At 64.2% G+C, this 17631-nt stretch carries 23 protein-coding genes; 10 read left to right on the forward strand and 13 right to left on the reverse strand.

Going from position 1 to position 17631, the window contains the following annotated elements; genetic code table 11:
• Positions 1-2: 2 nt before the first annotated feature.
• From GRI62_RS03240 to GRI62_RS03260, 5 genes are read left to right on the forward strand one after another with little or no spacing between them, the layout of a single operon-like run.
• Positions 3-1034 (forward strand): aromatic ring-hydroxylating dioxygenase subunit alpha, encoded by a 1032-nt coding sequence (locus tag GRI62_RS03240; RefSeq protein ID WP_131451986.1) that lies wholly within the window; start codon positions 3-5, stop codon positions 1032-1034.
• Complete coding sequence (locus GRI62_RS03245; RefSeq protein ID WP_131451987.1) at positions 1027-1434, forward strand: VOC family protein; 408 nt, start codon at positions 1027-1029, stop codon at positions 1432-1434. The genes GRI62_RS03240 and GRI62_RS03245 overlap by 8 nt, the downstream gene beginning before the upstream one ends.
• The gene (locus GRI62_RS03250) at positions 1427-2077 is read left to right on the forward strand and encodes a glutathione S-transferase family protein (RefSeq protein ID WP_131451988.1); all 651 of its coding nucleotides are present in this window, start codon (positions 1427-1429) and stop codon (positions 2075-2077) included. The genes GRI62_RS03245 and GRI62_RS03250 overlap by 8 nt, the downstream gene beginning before the upstream one ends.
• Positions 2070-2723, forward strand: a complete 654-nt coding sequence (locus GRI62_RS03255) for a glutathione S-transferase family protein (RefSeq protein ID WP_160731804.1) — start codon at positions 2070-2072, stop codon at positions 2721-2723. The genes GRI62_RS03250 and GRI62_RS03255 overlap by 8 nt, the downstream gene beginning before the upstream one ends.
• Positions 2720-3364, forward strand: coding sequence for an O-methyltransferase (locus GRI62_RS03260; RefSeq protein WP_131451990.1), 645 nt, complete (start codon positions 2720-2722; stop codon positions 3362-3364). Before GRI62_RS03255 ends, GRI62_RS03260 begins: the two co-directional genes overlap by 4 nt.
• A gap of 6 nt (positions 3365-3370) precedes the next feature.
• Here the strand turns inward: GRI62_RS03260 and GRI62_RS14690 are convergent, their stop codons facing one another.
• The 6 genes from GRI62_RS14690 to GRI62_RS03285 all read right to left on the reverse strand — a co-directional run bounded on the left by GRI62_RS14690 (position 3371) and on the right by GRI62_RS03285 (position 8471).
• A complete protein-coding gene (locus tag GRI62_RS14690) occupies positions 3371-3586 on the reverse strand; it encodes a hypothetical protein (RefSeq protein WP_373283019.1) in 216 nt (71 codons plus the stop codon).
• 15 nt (positions 3587-3601) lie between these two features.
• On the reverse strand, positions 3602-4633 hold the full coding sequence (locus GRI62_RS03265) for a nucleoside hydrolase (protein ID WP_131453735.1): 1032 nt from the start codon (positions 4631-4633) through the stop codon (positions 3602-3604).
• 40 nt (positions 4634-4673) lie between these two features.
• On the reverse strand, positions 4674-5744 hold the full coding sequence (locus tag GRI62_RS03270) for a VOC family protein (protein WP_131451991.1): 1071 nt from the start codon (positions 5742-5744) through the stop codon (positions 4674-4676).
• A gap of 104 nt (positions 5745-5848) precedes the next feature.
• Entirely contained in the window at positions 5849-6058 is a 210-nt protein-coding gene (locus GRI62_RS03275) for a hypothetical protein (protein ID WP_234027349.1), read from the reverse strand.
• Positions 6059-6081: 23 nt separating this feature from the next.
• Positions 6082-7668, reverse strand: a complete 1587-nt coding sequence (locus GRI62_RS03280; RefSeq protein ID WP_131451993.1) for a phytoene desaturase family protein — start codon at positions 7666-7668, stop codon at positions 6082-6084.
• A complete protein-coding gene (locus GRI62_RS03285) occupies positions 7665-8471 on the reverse strand; it encodes an SDR family NAD(P)-dependent oxidoreductase (RefSeq protein WP_131451994.1) in 807 nt (268 codons plus the stop codon). Before GRI62_RS03285 ends, GRI62_RS03280 begins: the two co-directional genes overlap by 4 nt.
• A 101-nt stretch (positions 8472-8572) precedes the next feature.
• Here GRI62_RS03285 and GRI62_RS03290 point away from each other — a divergent pair, with 101 nt between their 5' ends.
• Positions 8573-9013, forward strand: coding sequence for a winged helix-turn-helix transcriptional regulator (locus GRI62_RS03290; protein ID WP_234027350.1), 441 nt, complete (start codon positions 8573-8575; stop codon positions 9011-9013).
• Here GRI62_RS03290 and GRI62_RS03295 read toward each other — a convergent pair.
• Together GRI62_RS03295 and GRI62_RS03300 are read right to left on the reverse strand one after the other, a co-directional pair.
• Complete coding sequence (locus GRI62_RS03295) at positions 9010-10005, reverse strand: LysR family transcriptional regulator (protein ID WP_131451995.1); 996 nt, start codon at positions 10003-10005, stop codon at positions 9010-9012. The genes GRI62_RS03290 and GRI62_RS03295 overlap by 4 nt on opposite strands.
• A gap of 15 nt (positions 10006-10020) precedes the next feature.
• Positions 10021-10935, reverse strand: coding sequence for an NAD-dependent epimerase/dehydratase family protein (locus GRI62_RS03300; RefSeq protein ID WP_234032849.1), 915 nt, complete (start codon positions 10933-10935; stop codon positions 10021-10023).
• A gap of 47 nt (positions 10936-10982) precedes the next feature.
• On the opposite strand from GRI62_RS03300, the gene GRI62_RS03305 reads away from it, so the two are divergent.
• The 4 genes from GRI62_RS03305 (at position 10983) to GRI62_RS03320 (ending at position 15111) form a co-directional block, all read left to right on the forward strand.
• Positions 10983-11288 (forward strand): antibiotic biosynthesis monooxygenase family protein, encoded by a 306-nt coding sequence (locus GRI62_RS03305; RefSeq protein ID WP_131451997.1) that lies wholly within the window; start codon positions 10983-10985, stop codon positions 11286-11288.
• Between the two features lie 95 nt (positions 11289-11383).
• Positions 11384-12523 (forward strand): FAD-dependent monooxygenase, encoded by a 1140-nt coding sequence (locus GRI62_RS03310; protein ID WP_131451998.1) that lies wholly within the window; start codon positions 11384-11386, stop codon positions 12521-12523.
• A gap of 8 nt (positions 12524-12531) precedes the next feature.
• Positions 12532-13701 carry a 4-hydroxybenzoate 3-monooxygenase gene (pobA, locus tag GRI62_RS03315; RefSeq protein ID WP_131451999.1) on the forward strand — a complete coding sequence of 390 codons (1170 nt, stop codon included), beginning with the start codon at positions 12532-12534 and terminating at the stop codon, positions 13699-13701.
• A gap of 690 nt (positions 13702-14391) precedes the next feature.
• Entirely contained in the window at positions 14392-15111 is a 720-nt protein-coding gene (locus tag GRI62_RS03320; protein WP_199799898.1) for an HPP family protein, read from the forward strand.
• A 22-nt stretch (positions 15112-15133) separates the two neighbouring features.
• Here the strand turns inward: GRI62_RS03320 and GRI62_RS03325 are convergent, their stop codons facing one another.
• Genes GRI62_RS03325 through GRI62_RS03345 form a run of 5 tightly spaced genes read right to left on the reverse strand, consistent with a single transcriptional unit; the run spans position 15134 to position 17515 of the window.
• Positions 15134-15610, reverse strand: coding sequence for a hypothetical protein (locus tag GRI62_RS03325; RefSeq protein ID WP_131452000.1), 477 nt, complete (start codon positions 15608-15610; stop codon positions 15134-15136).
• The gene (locus GRI62_RS03330; protein WP_131452001.1) at positions 15603-16103 is read right to left on the reverse strand and encodes a group III truncated hemoglobin; all 501 of its coding nucleotides are present in this window, start codon (positions 16101-16103) and stop codon (positions 15603-15605) included. Before GRI62_RS03330 ends, GRI62_RS03325 begins: the two co-directional genes overlap by 8 nt.
• Entirely contained in the window at positions 16100-16438 is a 339-nt protein-coding gene (locus GRI62_RS03335) for a DUF1971 domain-containing protein (protein ID WP_131452002.1), read from the reverse strand. The genes GRI62_RS03330 and GRI62_RS03335 overlap by 4 nt, the downstream gene beginning before the upstream one ends.
• 1 nt (position 16439) lies before the next feature.
• Positions 16440-16799: a DNA-binding transcriptional response regulator gene (locus GRI62_RS03340; RefSeq protein WP_131452003.1), complete on the reverse strand. Its 360-nt coding sequence runs from the start codon at positions 16797-16799 to the stop codon at positions 16440-16442.
• A gap of 26 nt (positions 16800-16825) precedes the next feature.
• Positions 16826-17515, reverse strand: coding sequence for an alternative oxidase (locus tag GRI62_RS03345; RefSeq protein ID WP_131452004.1), 690 nt, complete (start codon positions 17513-17515; stop codon positions 16826-16828).
• Positions 17516-17631 lie beyond the last annotated feature (116 nt).

A 17631-nucleotide genomic window follows, 5' to 3' on the forward strand; every position in this document is an offset into this window, starting at 1 on the left:
GCATGTCCGCGCAGTTCCTCCGCAACGCATGGTACATGGCGGGCTGGTCCGACGAGCTGGGCGAGAGCGGCTTTACGCGCGAAATCTGCGGCGAGCGCGTGTTCGTCTATCGGCTAGGCGACGGCAGCCCCGCGGCCTTGCGCGATCGCTGCCCGCACCGGTTCGCTCCGCTATCGATGGGCACGCGCGACGGCGACCTGGTCGTCTGCCCCTATCACGGCCTCGCCTTCGACCCCGATGGGCGGTGCGCGCGCAATCCCTTCGCCGAGCGCATCCCGGCGGGCGCACATGTGCCCGCCTTTCGCGTCGTCGATTGCGACGGCATCGTCTGGCTCTGGCGCGGCGATCCGCAGAAGGCCAACGAAAGCGCGATTCCCCTCTTCCCCTTCGTCCCCAATCGCCCCGGCTGGCGCACGCTGACCGGCTACACGCTGATGCAGGCGAACTACGAATACGGCACCGACAACCTGCTCGATCTCAGCCACATCGAATTCGTCCACAAGGGCAGCTTCGCCGGACAAGGCGTGATTTTCGCCGGCAAGCACTCGGTGCGCGACGAGGGCGACACGCTGCATTCCGACTGGTTCATGGCCGACATCCCGCCGCCCTCCATCGCGCAGGGTATCCTGCCGCCCGACATGCGCACGGACCACTGGCTCGACATGCGCTGGAACGCGCCCGCCACGATGCGTCTCAATGTCGGCGTCTGCCCCCACGGTGCCCCGCGAGAGGCCGGGTTCGAGGTGCCGCAGGCGCACATCCTGACGCCCGCGAACGAACATCAGACGCACTACTTCTGGTCGACGAGCCGTCCGCTGGAAGGAGACGATCCGCAAGAGGATGCCTTCCTGCTGGACCTGTTCCGGCAAGCCTTCGACGAGGAGGACAAGCCGATCATCGAGGCCGCCTATGCGAATGTTGCGGGGCGGAATTTCTGGGCCGAGGAACCTCTCTCGCTTGGCATCGACCAAGGCGGCACGCGGGCGCGTCGCAAGATCGAGGCCATGCTGAGGGCCGAGGCACGGGATGGCTGAATTCACGTTCCATCACGGCGGAGTATCGGTCCCCAGCCTCGACGCGGCGATCGAGTGGTACGGCCACGTCCTCGGCTTCGAGGTGGAGAAGCGGTTCTACATCGAGGCCGCGCGGAGCCGCACCGCGATGATCCGGAAAGGGCCGCTGCGCTTCGAGCTATTCGAGGTGGAGGGCGCCGCCCCCTTGCCCGAGGACCGCCGCCACCCGCCGAGCGACCTGAAAACGCACGGCAACAAGCACCTCGCCTTCCAGGTGGATGACATCGACGTGTTTCTCGCCGAGATGGAGGACAAGGGCGCCGACGTGGCCTTTGTAGTGCGCGAAGAATTCGGGCGCGGGTGTTTCCTCCGCGACTGTGCGGGAAACCTCATAGAGTTCGTCGAGGAGCCCGATGCCTGAGATAGTGCTTTACCATCTTCCGGGTGCCTGCTCGCGCGTGGCGATGACGGCGCTCGAGCAGTGTGAGCTCGATTACGAGGATCGCCCGGTGAACCTAGCGAAGGGTGAGCAGCACGCGCCCGCTTTTCGCAAGATCAATCCGCGCGGCAAGATCCCGGCTTTGCTGGTGGACGGTCGGCTGCTCGGCGAAAACGCCGCGATCCAGTGGTACCTGCACCGCGCCCATCCCGAGGGGCATCTGTTCCCCGCCGCCAGTTCCTCGTGGAGCGAGGCGCAGATCCTCTCCGACCTGTTCTGGCTATCCTCTGGCTGGCATCCGGCGGTGCGCGCCAACATGATGCCGATACGCTGGACGACGGGCGACCCTGCCCCGGTTCGCGAGCGCGGCAAGGAACTTGTCAGGCCGATGTTCGAATGGTTCGACGCCCGCGTTTCTGCGCAGCCCTGGTGGTTTGGCGAGCAGTGGTCGATCATCGATGTCTACGCGTACTGGAACTACACGACGGCGGAGGAGGGCGAATACGATCTCTCCGGGCTCGACAACCTGGCCGCCCACCGAGAGCGAGTGGAAGCGTGGCCCGCCTTCCGTCGTGCACTGAAACGCGAGGACGCTGCTCGGGCAAGGATGGCAGCACTTGGCTGATCTGTTGCTCTACCATGCCCATACCGCCTGTACGCGGGTGACGCTGACCGCGCTCGAGGCGACCGGCGAGGCTTACGAGGACCGAATGCTGGATTTCCGCGCGGGCGAGAACCGCAGGCCGGATTATCTCGCGCTGAGCCCGGGCGGCAAGGTGCCATGCCTGCTGGCGAACGGTGAGCACCTGACCGAAAATGTCGCGATCCTCAGATGGCTGCATGCCGAGTATCCCGATGCCGGCCTGTTCCCGCCTGCCGCCGATGCCTGGGACGAGGCACAGCAGATGTCCGCATTGTCGTGGATCGCATCGGGCTGGCACCCCAGTGTGCGGGCGGTGAAGGTACCGTTCCTGTGGACGAAGAGCGATACCGGCCCGGTGCGCGAACGCGGCGAGGAACTCGTCACCGCCCTGTGCGATCAACTCGATAGCGACCTCGAACAGCGCCGCTGGTGGTTCGGCAACGACTGGTCGATCGTCGATACCTACCTGTGGTGGGCCTACACCAATTCCGAGTTCGGCGGCTTCGATCTCTCGCTCTGGCGCTACATCGCCCGTCATCGCGCCGACCACGAGGCGCTGCCGCAATTGCGGCGCGCACTCGCGCGGGAGGATGCCGCGCACGAGAAGATGGAGGCCGCAAGAGCATGACGTTCGACGATCCCCGGGTGCAGGCCGTGTTCGACGACTATCGCCGCCGCGAGGTCGAGGACGACGGGCGCATGCGCGATCTGGGCCCGGCGGGGATCGCCCGTCGCGACGAGTTCCTGCTGCCGGTAGGCGAGGAGGTCGGCGGGCTGCTCCACGCGCTTATCGTCGCGCGTCGCCCGCGCCGTATCCTGGAGCTCGGCACCAGCTACGGTTATTCGACGCTGTTCCTCGCCGACGCCGCGCGCGCCGTGGGCGCAACTGTCGTCAGCATGGACCTTGCGGAATTCAAGCAGGATTACGCGCGCGAGCGGCTGCAGGAAGCGGGTCTCGCGGACCGGGTCGAGCTGCGCTGCGGCGATGCGCTGGAATTGGTGGCGGCGGATCCGGGCGAGTGGGATTTCGCGCTGCTCGACATCTGGAAGGATCTGTACGTGCCGTGTTTCGAGGCGGTTTATCCGAAACTCTCGGTGGAGGGGATCGTCTGTACCGACAACATGATCTCGCCCGAAAGTGCCCGCGAGAACGCCCGCGCCCTGCGTACCGCGATCGCCGCCAAGGGAGATATGCAAAGCGTGCTGCTGCCGGTGGGTCAGGGGATCGAGCTGAGTGTGAGGTGGAGAGCGGGAAACGCAAAATTGTGATGCAAATCAGTGGTCAGCCGGTTTCGCGCTCCATCCATTTCCCAAGATTCGCCGTACTTGTACGCCCGGACCATCCGACTTCACGCTGCGCTCCAGACTTTCGGTCGGGCGCGGGTCGCGGGTGTGAAGCGCCTGCACCGCTTCAATCATTCGCTCGTCCTCCGCGAGGCCGATCTCGGTATGCGCGGCAATTGCGAAACTCCAGCAGTCCGATGTTGCCAGCCTAGAATAGCGGTTTCAGCCTGCCAACAGGGCGCGGTCCGCCGCACGAATCTTGGCCATCATGTCAGCCAAAGTGAGGCGGGTATCGATACTGGTGAAAGCGCGCATCGGGCGGCCTGCGGGATTATCGTTGTAGGTGCCATCGGCATTAAGGATTGGGGTTGGTTTCAGCACGTACTCGCTCGAGGCGGGATCGGTCTGAAAGAAAGTCTGCAAAGCGCTCAGCGTGATCAGCGGACTGTCGCCCATGATATAGGTTTCCGTGCGCGGAAACGTGCGCTGAAGCAGCCGTTCGACCATCTCGTGAAGCTCCCCCAGCTTGCCGACGAGATAGGATCCGATCGGTCCACCTGCAGCGAGTTCGGCGAGCTCGGAGGCGCTCACGATCAACTGGCGGTAGGCATTGCGCGGCACCTGCCAGATTTCGATGTCGCTCTCATTGAAAATCACTTGGGCCGCGACAGGATCAAGCCCGAAATTGAACTCCATCGGATCGGCGTTTGGCGGTGGATAGCCGAGGCCTGGATGCTCGTTTCCGCCGATCCATATCAGCCGGGTGCGAGGGCCAATCCTGGGTTCCGCCAACCATGCAAGCGCCAGTTCAGTGAGACTTGCGCCAGCGCAGTAGAGGAACGTTCCCGCCAAATCCTCGCGCATCGCCTCCGCGACGATCGCAGCCGTGGCCGGACTCGCTTGCCATTCTTCGCGCGATTCGATCGCGGTTTCGCTTCCGGCGAGCACGCCGAACCGATCTTCCTGTCGCATCACTCTTAGCAGGGCCTGCGCGCTGGCTGCGCCGTCGCTGGCTGTCGACTGTCCGCCAAGCAAGCCAGCTTCGTGTAAGTGCGAGCCGACGATCAGCGAAATGTCGATCGAAGGCGAAAGCACCTGCTGCGCGAGCTGAAACAGCCCGTCCGGATCGCCGGCGAAATCGTTATCGCATATGACGCGCGCCAGCGGCGCTGCACTGGCAGAGACGGGGCGCGCGCTGACTGAAAGCAGTGCCAGAGCGGCAGCAGCGCCGCTAACGAAGTCGCGGCGGTCCATTGCAGTGTACCCGGCCATGTGCCCTCCCATTCCATCCTTTTCAGATGGCGTGTTCGTCGTCCTCGGTCAGCTCGGCCAGCTTGCCCTCGGCGGGTCGCTTGCCCGGCTTCTCGCGGCGATAGGCGTCGAAGCTCTTGCGGTCGCGGTCGAAGGTCATGTCCCACGGGATGTCGTCGCCGCGGAAGATGGGCGGGGCATTGTTCGACCAGAGCAGGCTGCCGAAGCGGAAGTCCCATGCGCGCGGCACCCAGTTGTCGTCGAGGTAGTCGGTATCGGCGTGATACTCCGCCTCGCCCGACTTGCCGGGTATGTCGCAGTAGTAATAGATCGCGCTCGTCGCCCGGTGGCGCGAGATTCCGCCCGAGGAATTCATGCTGGTGTTCTTCCAGCCCTTCGCTTCCATGATGTTCGCGCCCAGCATCACCTCGTCGATATCGTCGCAGCCGAAAGCGATGTGCATGAACTTGAAATGGTCGGGAGCGATGGGCAGGTCGCAGTTCACCCAGAAGATGGAGTGATGCTCGTAGGTGCCGTCGGCGCGGGCGAACAGGCCGGTTCCCTTGGAGTGGTCGGTGTAGCGGAAGCCTAGGTGGCGGTCGTAGAATTCGAAGCTGCCGATGTAATCGGGGCTGAAGAAGACGACGTGGTTGATCGTCTTGGGAATGCACTTGCGGCGCCAGATACGATGCTGGTTGAAGCGCGGGTAGCTGGTCGGGGTGTTGACCGGGCTGGCTTCGGACACGAAGGCGCGCTTCTGCCACAGCCGCAACGCGATGGGCTGGCCGTCGGGACACACGCAGCGCACTGTGCCGTCCTCCTCGCGCGTGACCTCGACCTCGCTGTCAAGGCTGGCGGCATAGCGGTCGAGCGCTGTCTGATCGGACACGCCCCAGACGGTTTCCTTCAGGCCATCGCCGGGGAACGGATCGGGCGAGGGCAAACGCGCGTCGCCGTGGCGATAGCAGACGAGGCGACTGCCCGAGGGCAGGCGGAACACGCTCTCCGCAGCGTCGCCGCTTTCCAGAGTCAGGCCGAAATCCGTCCAGAAGCGCGTGTGCTCGGCCAGGTCCTCGACCCCGAAGACGACGCTTTCGACACCCAGAATACTCATCGCCAATCCCGATACCGTTCGAACCGTTTCGGCAGACTAGGCAAAACCGGCGCAAAGCTAAGCGATTTCGGTGGAGCCCTGCCTATCGGCAGCAGCGATAGGTTTCAGCGGCTGCGCCGGAACAGCAGGGTGAAAAGAAACCACGCGGTTTTCGCGTCGAGCATTTTCAGCGCCGCTCGCGCCTCCTCGGGCCGCAGTTTCGCGGCCATCGGCATGGCGCCGAAGATCTTGCCACGGATCACTAGGTCGCTGCCGTCGCGCTCGATGGCGCGCACCGTCATCAGCTCCTGCCCGGTCGCGTCGAAGATACGCATCTGCTGCGATTTTTTCGAGTCGCTCATGCTGCAATCACCTTGTCGAAATCGATGCCGAGATCGTCCATGATCCTGATCGCGGTGGGCCGTCCCACGCCGAAGATCGCGCCGCCCGGATGCATGAAGGGGCCGCACAGGTAGAGCCCTTCGCAGCCCGGCACGGCATATTGCGACAGTTCGGGCGTGGGGCGCAGGCCCGATGTCTGGAACATCTGCAGCCCCGCGCCGTGCACCTCGCCGCCGACGAAGGTGGTGGGGGACCAGCGCTCCATGTCGAGCGGCGAATCTACTTCGCGCGCGATGACGCTGTCCTCCAGGCCTGGAAAGAAGTGGTCGAGGCTGCGGACCAGCTTGTCGGCGACGTCCTCCTTGATTGCGTCCCACCGCGCCGGGCCCTGCCGGTCGAGGCTGTAGGGCTGGTAGCTGGTCAAGTAGAGCTGGCTCTTCCCCTCGGGCTGGAGGCCGGGGAAATCCACGATGCCGCCGCCATGCAGCGGTGTCTCGGTATTCGCCTCGCCGCGGCGGATAGGCTCGAAGCTGGCGAGGAAACCCTGCAGGGTCGTGGCCGTGATGCAGTTTGCGGCGGATTCCCTGAGGATCTCCGGAATTTTCGAGGATAGCTCCGCCGCCGAGCGGTCGAGCGCGGCATCGACCTTGAAAAGCGTGTAGGGTGCGGTCTTCACACGCTTGCCGCGCGCCAGCAGGTCGGCGTCCAGCCCCTCGACGAAATCGCCGAGCAGGCTGGGGTGCAGGCCCGCGACCACGGCGTCGCGCCCACGGAACTCCTCGCCGTCGGTCGAACGCAGGCCGACCGCGCGGCCGCTCTCGACGAGCACCTTTTCGATCTCGACCCCGCAGCGCACTTCGCCGCCGTGGTCCTCGATGCACTCGACGAGCGCGCGGCTGAGGTCGCCCGAGCCCTTCACCGGGAAGCCGACAGGGTAGAAGTGCACGAGAAGGATCATGATGATCATGCCGAACCCGGTGCCCATGTCGTCGGGAAACTGGAGGATGCCCTCCGACACCCATTTGAGCAGGTGGATCTTGAGAATGTCGGTCTCGAACAGCTCGTCGACGATCTGCAGCGGGCTGCGGAACATGAGGTCGAGCAGGCGGCGGCCGTCCTCGCTCGATTCCATCATCATGATGAAGGCGCCCATCGGGATCGGCACGTTGAACATGCCCTGCAGCAGCATCGGCATCATCCGCGCACCCCACTCGACGAACTTGCGGTAGGCGTCGGCATCCTTCTGGCTGTACTGTGCGATGTACTGGCAGGTCTGGTCGACATCGACGTAGGTGACGAAAGGGGTAAAATCCTTCAGCAGCAGCCCCATCGGCGCCTTGGGATAGAAGTATTCGAGGCCGTATTTCGACTTCAGACCCAGCTCGTCGTTCACCAGCAGCGGGTTCGCCTGGATCATGCCGTGCATGGCCGAGTGCTTGTTGTGGAAGAAGCCGGGCGCGGTGCGCTCCAGCGTCACGGCACCGCCCCCGGGGAAGGGCTTCTTCTCCAGCACCAGCACCTTCTTGCCCGCCTTGGCGAGATAGGCAGCGCAGCCCAGCTGGTTGTGGCCGCCGCCCATGACGACGATATCGTGCTGGCTCATGCGTTGTCTCCGAAAAAGCTGCGGAAGCGGGCGATGCCGGGGACGTGGGCGGAGCAGCCGCCGTCGCAGACCAGCACCTCGCCGGTGATATTGCGCGCGGCATCGCTGGCAAGGAAAGCGACCGCCTCGGCAATGTCCTCGGCAACGCCCAGCCGGTCGCGCAGGGTTTCGTCCTCTACCGCCTCGCGCACGGGCGGAGGAAAGGCTTCGAGCAGAGCAGGGGTCACGGTCATGCCCGGCGCGACCGCGTTGCAGCGTATGCCCGCCTTGCCGTGGCTCGCAGCAATGGCGCGGGTGAGCTGGATAAGCGCGGCCTTGCTGCTGGAATAGGCAGCCTGGATCAGGTGCCCCTGCAGCGCCAAGTTGCTGACGGTGTTGACGATGTTGCCGCGGCTTTCGCGCAAGTGCGGCAGGGCGGCGCGGCAGGCGACCATCGTGCCGCGCACGTTAACGGCGAATGTGCGGTCCCACAGCGCCGTATCCATGTTCTCGACGTCGCCGTCGGCTTCAGCGATCTCCGGCCCGAGCAGCGCGGCGTTGTTGTGCAGGATGTCGAGCCGGCGGAAATGTTGCACCGCGGTCGCGACCATTGCCTCGGTCGATCTTTCGTCCCCCAAGTCGAGCCGCACGGCAATGGCCCCGTCCAGTTCGCCCGCCAGCGCCTCGGCCCGTTCTAGTGCGATATCCGCCACCGCCACCCGCGCCCCGCGCAGCGTCATCAGGCGAGCGGTCGCGCCGCCGATGCCGCCGGCACCCCCGGTCACGATCGCCACCCTGCCATCAAGCCGGATCGCGTCTGTCATCTCACCTCTCCTCCGGCACCTTGCGCCTTGCACCGATCATCGTAAGCAAGCCGGACAACTAGGGAAGACGGCACATTTTTGTGCCCTGCAGGAGGCGAAGGTTGAGCCCAGGGTCGGACGATCTGGAAGAACCGGCGCGCACCAGGTTGGCGGCGCTCGCGGCGGAGATGGGCGAGGGTGGTGTCGAGCGCGAGGACCCCGCGCGCTCGGTCATGGCCATGCTTGGAGACCGCTGGTCGCCGCTGCTTCTGCTGGTGCTGGAAACCGGCGAATGGCGACACGCCGACCTGCGCCGCACCGCCGCCGCGCTTTCCGCCGAACAGGCGCTTTCGCAGCGCATTCTGACTCTAAAGTTGCGCGCACTGGAGCGTGACGGCTTCGTGAGCCGAATGGTAACCGACGACGTCCCGCCGCGAGTTAGCTATGCGCTGACCCCCCTCGGGCGCGCTCTGGTGGGCGAACTGCGGCGCACGATTTCCTGGCTCAACGAGCGGCGCGGCGAGATCGCGGCGGCGCGGCGGTCCTACGATGAGCTGGACTAGCGGACCGGCGCGTTCTGGAGGAAGTGGAAGGCGATGGCGTCGTCGTGCGGGCCCTGCGGCCGATAGCCCTGCGCAGGCTTGGCTGGAACCTCGGCCTCGGCGACCTTCTTGAGTTCGCCCACCACCCAGCGCAGTGCCGCATCGTTGCTGCTGGCGACATCCCACTGCGCCACCTCGCGCACCGGCGGTATCTCGAACGGGACCTCGGCGAAGCGCAGCGGATAACGCCGCCCCAGCTTTTCCGCCAAGCGACGGTGCATGGTGGCGATCCGGCGCGTTCCCACGATCAGCGCGGGCATGGTGACGAAGCTGGCAGTCACCACCTCGATGCGCCGCTGCCGCTTCTTGCGGCGCATGTACCAGTCGTCGAAGGCGGGGATGCGCGCCTTGCCGAAGCGCACGGTGACGTGCGGCAGCGACAGGTAGAGCTCGCTCGTCATCTCCTCGTCCATCGCCGGATTCCCCGCATCGCCGACGACCACGTAGTCGTCCTCGAACATCAGTTCGCTGGGATGATCGGCCGACGTCGCGAAATCGACCGTCACCAGCAGGTCGACGCTGCCGCGTTCGAGCGATTCCACGGGCGCGCTCCCCATGTGCTGGATCTCGAACCGCATTTCCGGCGCGGCCACGGCAAAATGCTGCATTGCCGGGGCGAGCAAAACCTCCGTGGTGTAGTCGGACGCCATGAAGCGGATCGTGCGGTCGCTCGTCGCATGATCGAACTCGGGCGCGACCGCAATGGTCTGCCGGATCTGCTCGAGCACGGCGCGCGTCGGCTCGATCAGCTCCTCGGCGCGGGTGGTGAGGACCATCTGGCGGCCCTTGAGGACGAGCAGGTCGTCCTCGAAATACTCGCGCAGACGGCCGAGCGCGCTGGAGGTGGCGGACTGCGACAGGCACAGCCGGTCAGCGGCGAGCGACACGCTCTGCTCGGTCAGCAGCGCGTCGAGCGCGACGAGCAGGTTCAGGTCCAGGCGTTGGAAGCGCATCGCTCTCCAGTGGCGTTACTCGAGCGTCGACAGCGCGCTCGCCACCAGCTTAGCCACAGTTCCATCGTTGGCAAATCCCGCGTGCTCGGCGGCGGGCGTGGTCAGCGGCGGATAGGCGCCGAAGGCTGCCTCCAGTCGCGGGTCGGGCACCCAGCTCACGAGGCCTGCCGACACGCCGCATTGCCGCGCGATCTCCTCCGCCATCGCGCCCATCGAGATCCGCAACGCGGGCAGGGTGACAGCGCGGGTCGGCGGCAGCAGGCGAGTTTCGCAAGTCAGCGCGTGGACGAAATTGTCAGCGCAGCGTGCCACCGACTGTGCCCAGATCGTCGCCTCGGGCCGGGTCGGGCAGGTGAACGACTCGCCTGCCTTGAGCGCGTGAAAAAGGTCGGACATGAAGGCGGATTTCATCCCACTCGGACCCCTCGGTCGAGCAAGGATTCCGGGCAGGCGTACGGTCACCCCGTCGATCGCGCCGCGATTGGAGAACATCGCGATGGCGACCTCCATCATCGCCTTGTGCCCGCCGTAGATCAGTTCGGGCGACAGCGGGGTGCTGTCGTCGACACCGGTTTCGGGCAACGGGTGGCCGAGCACAGCGATGGAACTGGCGTAGACGAAGCGTGGCCGCCCTCCCGCTGCTGCCGCCCGTTCGACCAGGTCATACATGGCATCGATGTTAATACGGCGCGAGGCGGCCGGATCGGTCTCGGCCGCCCCACCGGGCACGGTGGCGAGATGCACCAGGGCGTCGCAGCCACCAGCCAGGGCTTCCTTCTGCAAGACAGCATCGCCGATGTCACCGGCAAGGGCGCGCGCTCCCGCGGGAATTGCGGCGGCGTGGGTGTCGATGCCCGTCACCTCGTTGCCGCGCGCCAGCAGCCGGTCGACAAGGTGACGCCCCACGAACCCGCCGGCTCCGGTGACCACGATCTTCAAGCCTTGTCTCCCTTTGCGCTTGCCATCATGATTGGCGAATGGTCACCGAAATCGCCTATCTCGCCATCGATCCCGGCAATGCCGACGCTTTCGAGGAGGCCGTGCGAAAAGCGATTCCTGTCTTTGCCGGCGCCTCGGGCTGCCGCGCCATGCGTCTCGAACGGGTTCACGAGGACGAGGCACAATATCGCCTGGTCGTCGAATGGGACAGCGTCGAACATCACATGGTCACCTTTCGCCAGACACCCGCGTTCGAGGAATGGCGCGCGCTCGCCGGTCCGTTCTTCGTCGCACCGCCGCGGGTCGAGCATTGGCGCCGGGTTCCGGGTTTCTCGGCCGAGTAATTCATCGGGTACGATATTCATGCACGCATTGCGTGGATGGCGATGCATCCACCGTTCCGATTTGCCTCGCGTCCCGCGCGCGTTAGGCAGGGGACATGGCAGAGGAACAGATTGGCAGCATAGCCACCGCGCTGGTCGTCGGAGGCGGCATCGGCGGCATGGCCGCCGCGATCGCGCTGGCCCAGCGCGGCGTTTCGGTCGACCTGATCGATCGCGATCCCGACTGGCGCGTCTACGGCGCGGGCATCACCATCACCGGCGTGACGCTGCGCGCCTATCGCCACCTCGGGATGTGGCAGGACATCGCCGAGCACGGCGCGATCACCAATGGGTCGAGCGTGTTCCTGTTCAACGGGCAGCACCTGCGCGAACTGGACGAGCCGGCGGTCGATGGCGAACAGCCCGCAACCGGCGGCATCATGCGGCCGGTGCTCCATGAACTGATGCAGAGGCGGGTGCGCGAGGCCGGCGTGCCCGTGCGCCTCGCCCTGACGGTGGATGACCTCGTCGTCGATGGCGAAGGCGTGGACGTGACCTTCTCCGATGGTAGCAGGAACCGCTACGACCTCGTGGTTGGTGCCGACGGCATGCACTCTGGCGTGCGCAAGCTCGCCTTTCCGCACATGAGCGAACCGGAACGCACGGGACAGGGTTGCTGGCGCGTCTCCATCGAGAAGCCGCCGATGCTGGAAAAGGGCGAGATGTATTTCGGCCATCAGCACACGGTCGGCATCACCCGCTGCGGAAAGGACGCGGTCTACCTGTGGATGCTCACCCCGCACCAGAGGCGAAAGAAGCACCTCGAGGGCGAGGAGCTCTTCGAGACGCTGAAGGCCCACCTCGCGCCCTTCGGTCATTCGGCCGGGTGGATCCGCGACAACATGATGCGCGAGCACTGGATCAATTACCGCCCGCTGGCGGCCAAGCTGCAACCGGGGCCGTGGTCGAACGGTCGCGTGGTGCTGCTGGGCGACGCGGTCCACGCGACCACGCCGCACCTCGCCTCGGGCGCGGGCATGGCGGTGGAGAGCGCGATCGTGCTGGCCGAAGAACTCGCCCGCGCCGTGACCGCGCACGAGGCGCTCGCCGCCTACGAGGAGCGCCGCAAGGAGCGCTGCCGCGACATCGTGGAAACCAGTATCGCTGTTGGCGAGGCGCAGCTTGGTGGTGCGGGGCCGGAGGTCGTCGGCGGGCTTATCGGTGGTGCCCTGCACCGCCTCGCCGCACCGTTTTAGTCGGGATTGTGAAAACCCAGGTCTGCATCGTGGGCGCCGGCCCTGCCGCCCTCTTGCTCGGCCACCTGCTGCGCGCCGAGGGGGTGGAATGCGTGGTGATCGAGCGGCAGACGCCCGACTATATCCTTGGCCGCATTCGCGCAGGCGTGCTGGAAGAGATCACCGTCTCGCTGATGGCGCGGCTGGGGCTCGATGCGCGGTTGAGGGCTGAGGGGCTGCCGCACGGCGGTTTCAACCTGGCGGACGGCGAGCGGCTGATCCGTATCGACATTGCCGACCTGACGGGGAAGCAGGTGGTGGTCTACGGCCAGACCGAGCTTACCCGCGACCTGATGGCAGCGCGCGAGGAGCGCGGGCTCGAGGTTGTCTACGAGGCCGCCGACGTGGCGCTGCACGAGGTGGAGAGCGACGCGCCTTATGTCACCTACACTAAGGACGGCAGCGAGCACCGCGTGGACGCGCGCTTCGTGGTCGGCTGCGACGGCTTCCACGGCCCGAGCCGCAAGGCCATCCCCGAACGCGTGGCGAGGGAGTACCTGCGCGAATATCCCTTCGGCTGGCTCGGCATCCTCGCTGACGTGCCGCCGTGCAACCACGAGCTGATCTACGCCAACCACGAACGCGGCTTCGCGCTCGCCTCGATGCGCTCCGAGACCCGCAGCCGCTACTACGTCGACGTGCCGCTGACCGACCGGGTGGAGGAGTGGAACGACGAGCGCCTATGGGACGAGCTGGCGATCCGTCTCGGCCCCGAGGCCGCCGCGCACATGACCCGCGGGCCGAGCCTCGAAAAGAGCATCGCGCCCTTACGAAGCTACGTCTTTGCCCCCATGCGCCACGGCAGCCTGCTGCTGTGCGGCGATGCCGCGCACATCGTCCCGCCGACAGGCGCCAAGGGCCTGAATCTCGCCGCCAGCGATGTGCATTACGCCGCCGAGGCGCTGACAGGCTTCTTCCGCCGCAACGAGCCCGATAGGGTCGCCGCCTACTCCGACACCGCGCTCGCCCGCGTGTGGAAGTCCGAGCGGTTCAGCTGGTCGCTCACCCGCCTGATGCATCGCTTCCCCGAGGACGGGCCGTTCGAGCGCGCCATGCAGGTCGCCGAACTCGACTACATCGCCTCCAGCCGCGCCGCCCAGACCGCCATCGCCGAGAACTACGTCGGGCTGCCGGTGTGACCGATCGGCTTTCGAAATCCATCGGCGCAAACTGGGGGTAAAGTTTGGGGCAAAGGACAATTTGATGTCGGACTTTGATCAATAGAAACAATCATTTTTTTGTAAGCTTCGATTCCCACCCTCTCCGCCACCAACCCCCGGCACTGGTCTCAGCTTGCATGGTCTCCCTGTAACCCCCCGCAACAGGGGCATATTATCAGGGGCTTGCGTAACCGCGGCAGGCCTTCCGGCGTCTCACGATCGATATCAGGGGCCTTTTGCGGGGCGCGTCTCTAGCGAGATGAGCATCGGTGCGGTTTCTCTGCTAAACAGGGAATAACAGGGAAAATATCACATTTCGCCTGATAATCAGGCTGACTTAGGGGGTTTTCGCCATTTTGCTCGCCAGAATATCCCGCGATTTCCATAGCTTGCGGGTACGAAAACAGGGTTTCCCTGTTATTCGACGGAACAGGGTATTAATCCCGACACCGCCTTGAGTGATCCGCCTGTCGGCATCTCCCACGGTTTCGACTGTAGCTTCCCTGACTGAGTAGCGGCGGCAATGGCGAGGGGAGAAAGAGGGCACTACCCCGCCGCGCTCGGCACCTTAGTAAATCTTCAGTCCCGAGGACGAAATCAATGCTGCATAGGCTAGCTGCCTCAGGCAGAGAGCTGTCGCACGTGCTCAGTGAAACTAAAGTGTAACTCTTGATCCAAGCTATCCTCGCTCGATCCGCATCGCTCCTGCCTCAAGCAGCTCTAGGCCAGATCGGATGGCTAAGAGGAGCCGTTGGTGCAGCAATTGCAATAGGCGTTGCGGCGCTGATAACTCAGTGCCTGCTCACGCAGAACAATCTCGACATGCCGTGGCTGATGGCGCCGCTCGGAGCATCGGCAGTTCTAGTCTTCGCCGTTCCTGCAAGCCCGCTCGCACAGCCTTGGCCCGTCATCGGTGGTAATCTCATCTCCGCTGCTGTCGGCCTGAGCCTAGGAACCTATATCGATTCACCATGGCTTGCCTGCAGCATTGCTGTAGCCGTCGCTGTGGCGGTCATGACATATGCGCGCTGCTTGCATCCGCCGGGCGGAGCCAGTGCGCTCCTGTGTGCAATGGGTGCCAGCGGCGCGGATATGTGGTCCTGGTCCTACCTTATACCCATCGCCGCGAACGTACTGGCACTTTCTTTGGTAGGTTGGGTCTACAACAATCTCACCGGACATTACTGGCCGCACCGTGTTGATTTCGAGCCACCTGCCCCGCCAGCAGAACCAGCACTGCATAAACGCGCTGACGTTGAACTGCTTCTCAGAGAATGGGACGAAGTTCTCGACGTCGATGTCGATGATCTTGATGCATTTTTCCGCGCTCTTACCCAACGGGTGCGCGATCAATCACTCTCGAGTAGCCAAGGCATGGATACGAATTGACATTGGTGCAGTACTTCTAAGGTCAGATGACGGCCGCACTGATGATGGCAATTGCGATTCCTAAGAAGGCCACGGCAGCCGGTATGATTAGCGCCTGCGCATAGACCTCTCCCCGGGCAAGCGGACCGAAGGCCGTCTGCAAAACTGCGCCCTGGCGGTCAAGTACGCTGCGAGCCTGCGGCGGTGATTGGCTCAGCAACACTCGAACTGTTCCGAAGAACATTGCGACGTACACGGTCGCGATGACAACCGCGAAGGTGGCTTGTGCACCGCCTGTCGCACCCAGCAATGCGAGCAAGAAGACACCATAGCACGCGATCATCGCTCGCCAGACCGCCGCCGGCAATTCGAACATGCGCGCCTCGGGCTGTTGCGGCGCGCTGACGGTCTCGTTGTCGTTGGCCCCGAAACCGGCGAACGGGGGCAGCGCGCCGGACGAGACGTTTTGCCCTTCTTGCAGCGGCTTTTGTGCGGGCAATTGGAGAACAGCATCAGACATGGGGCAAGTCCTTTCCTGCGCGCCCTCCGGCCAATCCGTCGCGGCGCATTGTGATTGCGGTTAAGAGACTATCGGCGATCATTCTCGCCCTTCCACCTACCAGTTCGGTCGCCGCGTCCTGCCCTTCGACATCGCGTAGCGTTTCGTAAAAGAGGCCGAGCCAGTGCGCGAAATGTCTTAATTCGAGGCCCGGGATCGCGAGGTGTTTAAGCATGGGATTACCCGAATACTCGCCACTATTGTGGAGCACCGAACGCCAGAATGCCTTCATTCGTGTCAGGTGCGATGGCCAATCGGCGATACGTTCAGCGAAGATCGGCGCGAGAAGCGCGTCCTCCCGGATCCTTCCGTAAAATGCCTCGACGAGGTGATCGATGAATTCTGCATCGACGCCGATTTCCTCTGCAGCTGCGCGTTTTTGGGCTCGTTTGTGCTGTGCAAAGGCGCGCGTGTCGGCGCCGCTCCTCTCGGCCTGAGCGGCTTCCTGGTTCATGATCCCTCTCCCTTATCGGTAACAGAGCTTTCCCTGCCGGGAAGCGGAGGACGCAGGAATTCGACGTGGAACTTCACCGCTCCGATAGGCTCGACCCGATGCAGGATCGTGGGCTCGACAATTCCGGGTGCACTGTCTGGCGTGAGCACCTCGTTGGTCGAAACGCGGCGAGGATCCGTCACGAGATAGCGCAGCTTTCCTTCTTCCACCTGGATGAGGCCCCAGATCCCGCCCTTGGTCGAATGGTCTGCGAGCAGACCGGCCGGTACGGTGGAGTCGGTGAACGTGGCTGTGCGTTTGTAAGGTTCGAGGTTCCGGAGGAGATCGGCTTTCATATCAGGCTGCCTTTCGAATTGCGATTAAGGCATGAATGGCGTGGCTGAGCTCGTTGCCGAGAAGCGGTTTCTCGATCAGCTTGGCGTTCGCTGCGATCAGACGATCGCGCAGACCGGCAGTCGGATTGGTCGCAAGAACGATAGCCGGCACCCTGCAACCCCGCATTCGCAGGTCTCCAAGAACCGCCAAGCCGTCACCAAGATAGTTCTGATCGATTACCAGCGCGGCGGCGACTGTGGGATCGATCCCTTCAGCCGCCCCGTCGACGACCTGGAAACCTTCAATCGCCAGAGAGAACTGTAGGGAAGACAGGACTGGCAGATCCTCGATGAACAGCAGGATAGATTTCCGATGGACCATGGTCTGTCCCCCTGTGGCGGCCGGCCTCAGGCCGCCTTCTTCCAGTTCGGCTCGAGCGTTACGTGGTGCGGGCATTCGGCAATCTCGCCCACCGGAAGACCGGCGAGTTCGTTGGCGAAGCCGTGGTTCACATCGCGATGGTGCGCCTCGTCAGCCCGGACCACCAGGACCACGTCGCGCAACGTGGCATCGCTGGGCAAGTCCCAGTATGTCTTGGCGATCTCGGGAGCCGGAACGTTCGGGCTACGACCCTCATCAATCTCAGCGAGATAGTGCGTGTAGCTGATCACGGCTTCTTCCTCAAAGTAGCCCACCACCCGATGCGCGGTCTTCGAACTGATCAGGTAGAGCGCGAAGAAAAACAGGTAGAATACCCATTGCACGCCGATGATCACCGCCCGCTCGAACCAAGTCGGCTGCGAGACTTCGATAAAAGTCATCAGGTGCATGCGCTCATTTTCGGCTTCGTCCATGAGCGTCTTGATCCAGCCCTTGTCGTCGCACATGCGGCGCAGGCACGCGAGATGATTGATCGTCGCGCCTACCATCCCCGGAACGGCCGCGACGGTTTCGAGAACAACGGCACGATGCCCGTAGCGCTCGGCAAAGAACGTATCGGCCGTCCAACGCAGTACTTTTGTAAAGCTAAACGCGATCCGGTCCGATAGCCCGCGGGGGTTGTGATGGACGCCCAGATCGATGAAAGGTGCAGTCATTGAAATTTCTCCGCTTTGCGGCACCTTCGCTCAGAGCGCCGCTGTCAGGCACTTTCTACGGCGATGAACGGAAACGCGAAATTTGGATGATCACCCTACCGTGAGTACCCTAAGGG

This window comes from Aurantiacibacter arachoides, assembly GCF_009827335.1.
Classification (GTDB): Bacteria; Pseudomonadota; Alphaproteobacteria; order Sphingomonadales; family Sphingomonadaceae; genus Alteraurantiacibacter; species Alteraurantiacibacter arachoides.

Bases quoted from the DNA above. Each gene is read 5' to 3' on its own strand.
- GRI62_RS03270 (WP_131451991.1), bottom strand. From the start codon at position 5,744: ATGAGTATTCTGGGTGTCGAAAGCGTCGTCTTCGGGGTCGAGGACCTG.
- GRI62_RS03245 (WP_131451987.1), top strand. From the start codon at position 1,027: ATGGCTGAATTCACGTTCCATCACGGCGGAGTATCGGTCCCCAGCCTC.
- GRI62_RS03275 (WP_234027349.1), bottom strand. From the start codon at position 6,058: ATGCGTATCTTCGACGCGACCGGGCAGGAGCTGATGACGGTGCGCGCC.
- GRI62_RS03335 (WP_131452002.1), bottom strand. From the start codon at position 16,438: ATGAAAGCCGATCTCCTCCGGAACCTCGAACCTTACAAACGCACAGCC.
- GRI62_RS03310 (WP_131451998.1), top strand. From the start codon at position 11,384: ATGGCAGAGGAACAGATTGGCAGCATAGCCACCGCGCTGGTCGTCGGA.
- GRI62_RS03265 (WP_131453735.1), bottom strand. From the start codon at position 4,633: ATGGACCGCCGCGACTTCGTTAGCGGCGCTGCTGCCGCTCTGGCACTG.
- GRI62_RS03240 (WP_131451986.1), top strand. From the start codon at position 3: ATGTCCGCGCAGTTCCTCCGCAACGCATGGTACATGGCGGGCTGGTCC.
- GRI62_RS03325 (WP_131452000.1), bottom strand. From the start codon at position 15,610: ATGTCTGATGCTGTTCTCCAATTGCCCGCACAAAAGCCGCTGCAAGAA.
- GRI62_RS03250 (WP_131451988.1), top strand. From the start codon at position 1,427: ATGCCTGAGATAGTGCTTTACCATCTTCCGGGTGCCTGCTCGCGCGTG.
- GRI62_RS03340 (WP_131452003.1), bottom strand. From the start codon at position 16,799: ATGGTCCATCGGAAATCTATCCTGCTGTTCATCGAGGATCTGCCAGTC.
- GRI62_RS03330 (WP_131452001.1), bottom strand. From the start codon at position 16,103: ATGAACCAGGAAGCCGCTCAGGCCGAGAGGAGCGGCGCCGACACGCGC.
- GRI62_RS03305 (WP_131451997.1), top strand. From the start codon at position 10,983: ATGGTCACCGAAATCGCCTATCTCGCCATCGATCCCGGCAATGCCGAC.
- GRI62_RS03280 (WP_131451993.1), bottom strand. From the start codon at position 7,668: ATGAGCCAGCACGATATCGTCGTCATGGGCGGCGGCCACAACCAGCTG.
- GRI62_RS03260 (WP_131451990.1), top strand. From the start codon at position 2,720: ATGACGTTCGACGATCCCCGGGTGCAGGCCGTGTTCGACGACTATCGC.
- GRI62_RS03285 (WP_131451994.1), bottom strand. From the start codon at position 8,471: ATGACAGACGCGATCCGGCTTGATGGCAGGGTGGCGATCGTGACCGGG.
- GRI62_RS03295 (WP_131451995.1), bottom strand. From the start codon at position 10,005: ATGCGCTTCCAACGCCTGGACCTGAACCTGCTCGTCGCGCTCGACGCG.
- GRI62_RS03345 (WP_131452004.1), bottom strand. From the start codon at position 17,515: ATGACTGCACCTTTCATCGATCTGGGCGTCCATCACAACCCCCGCGGG.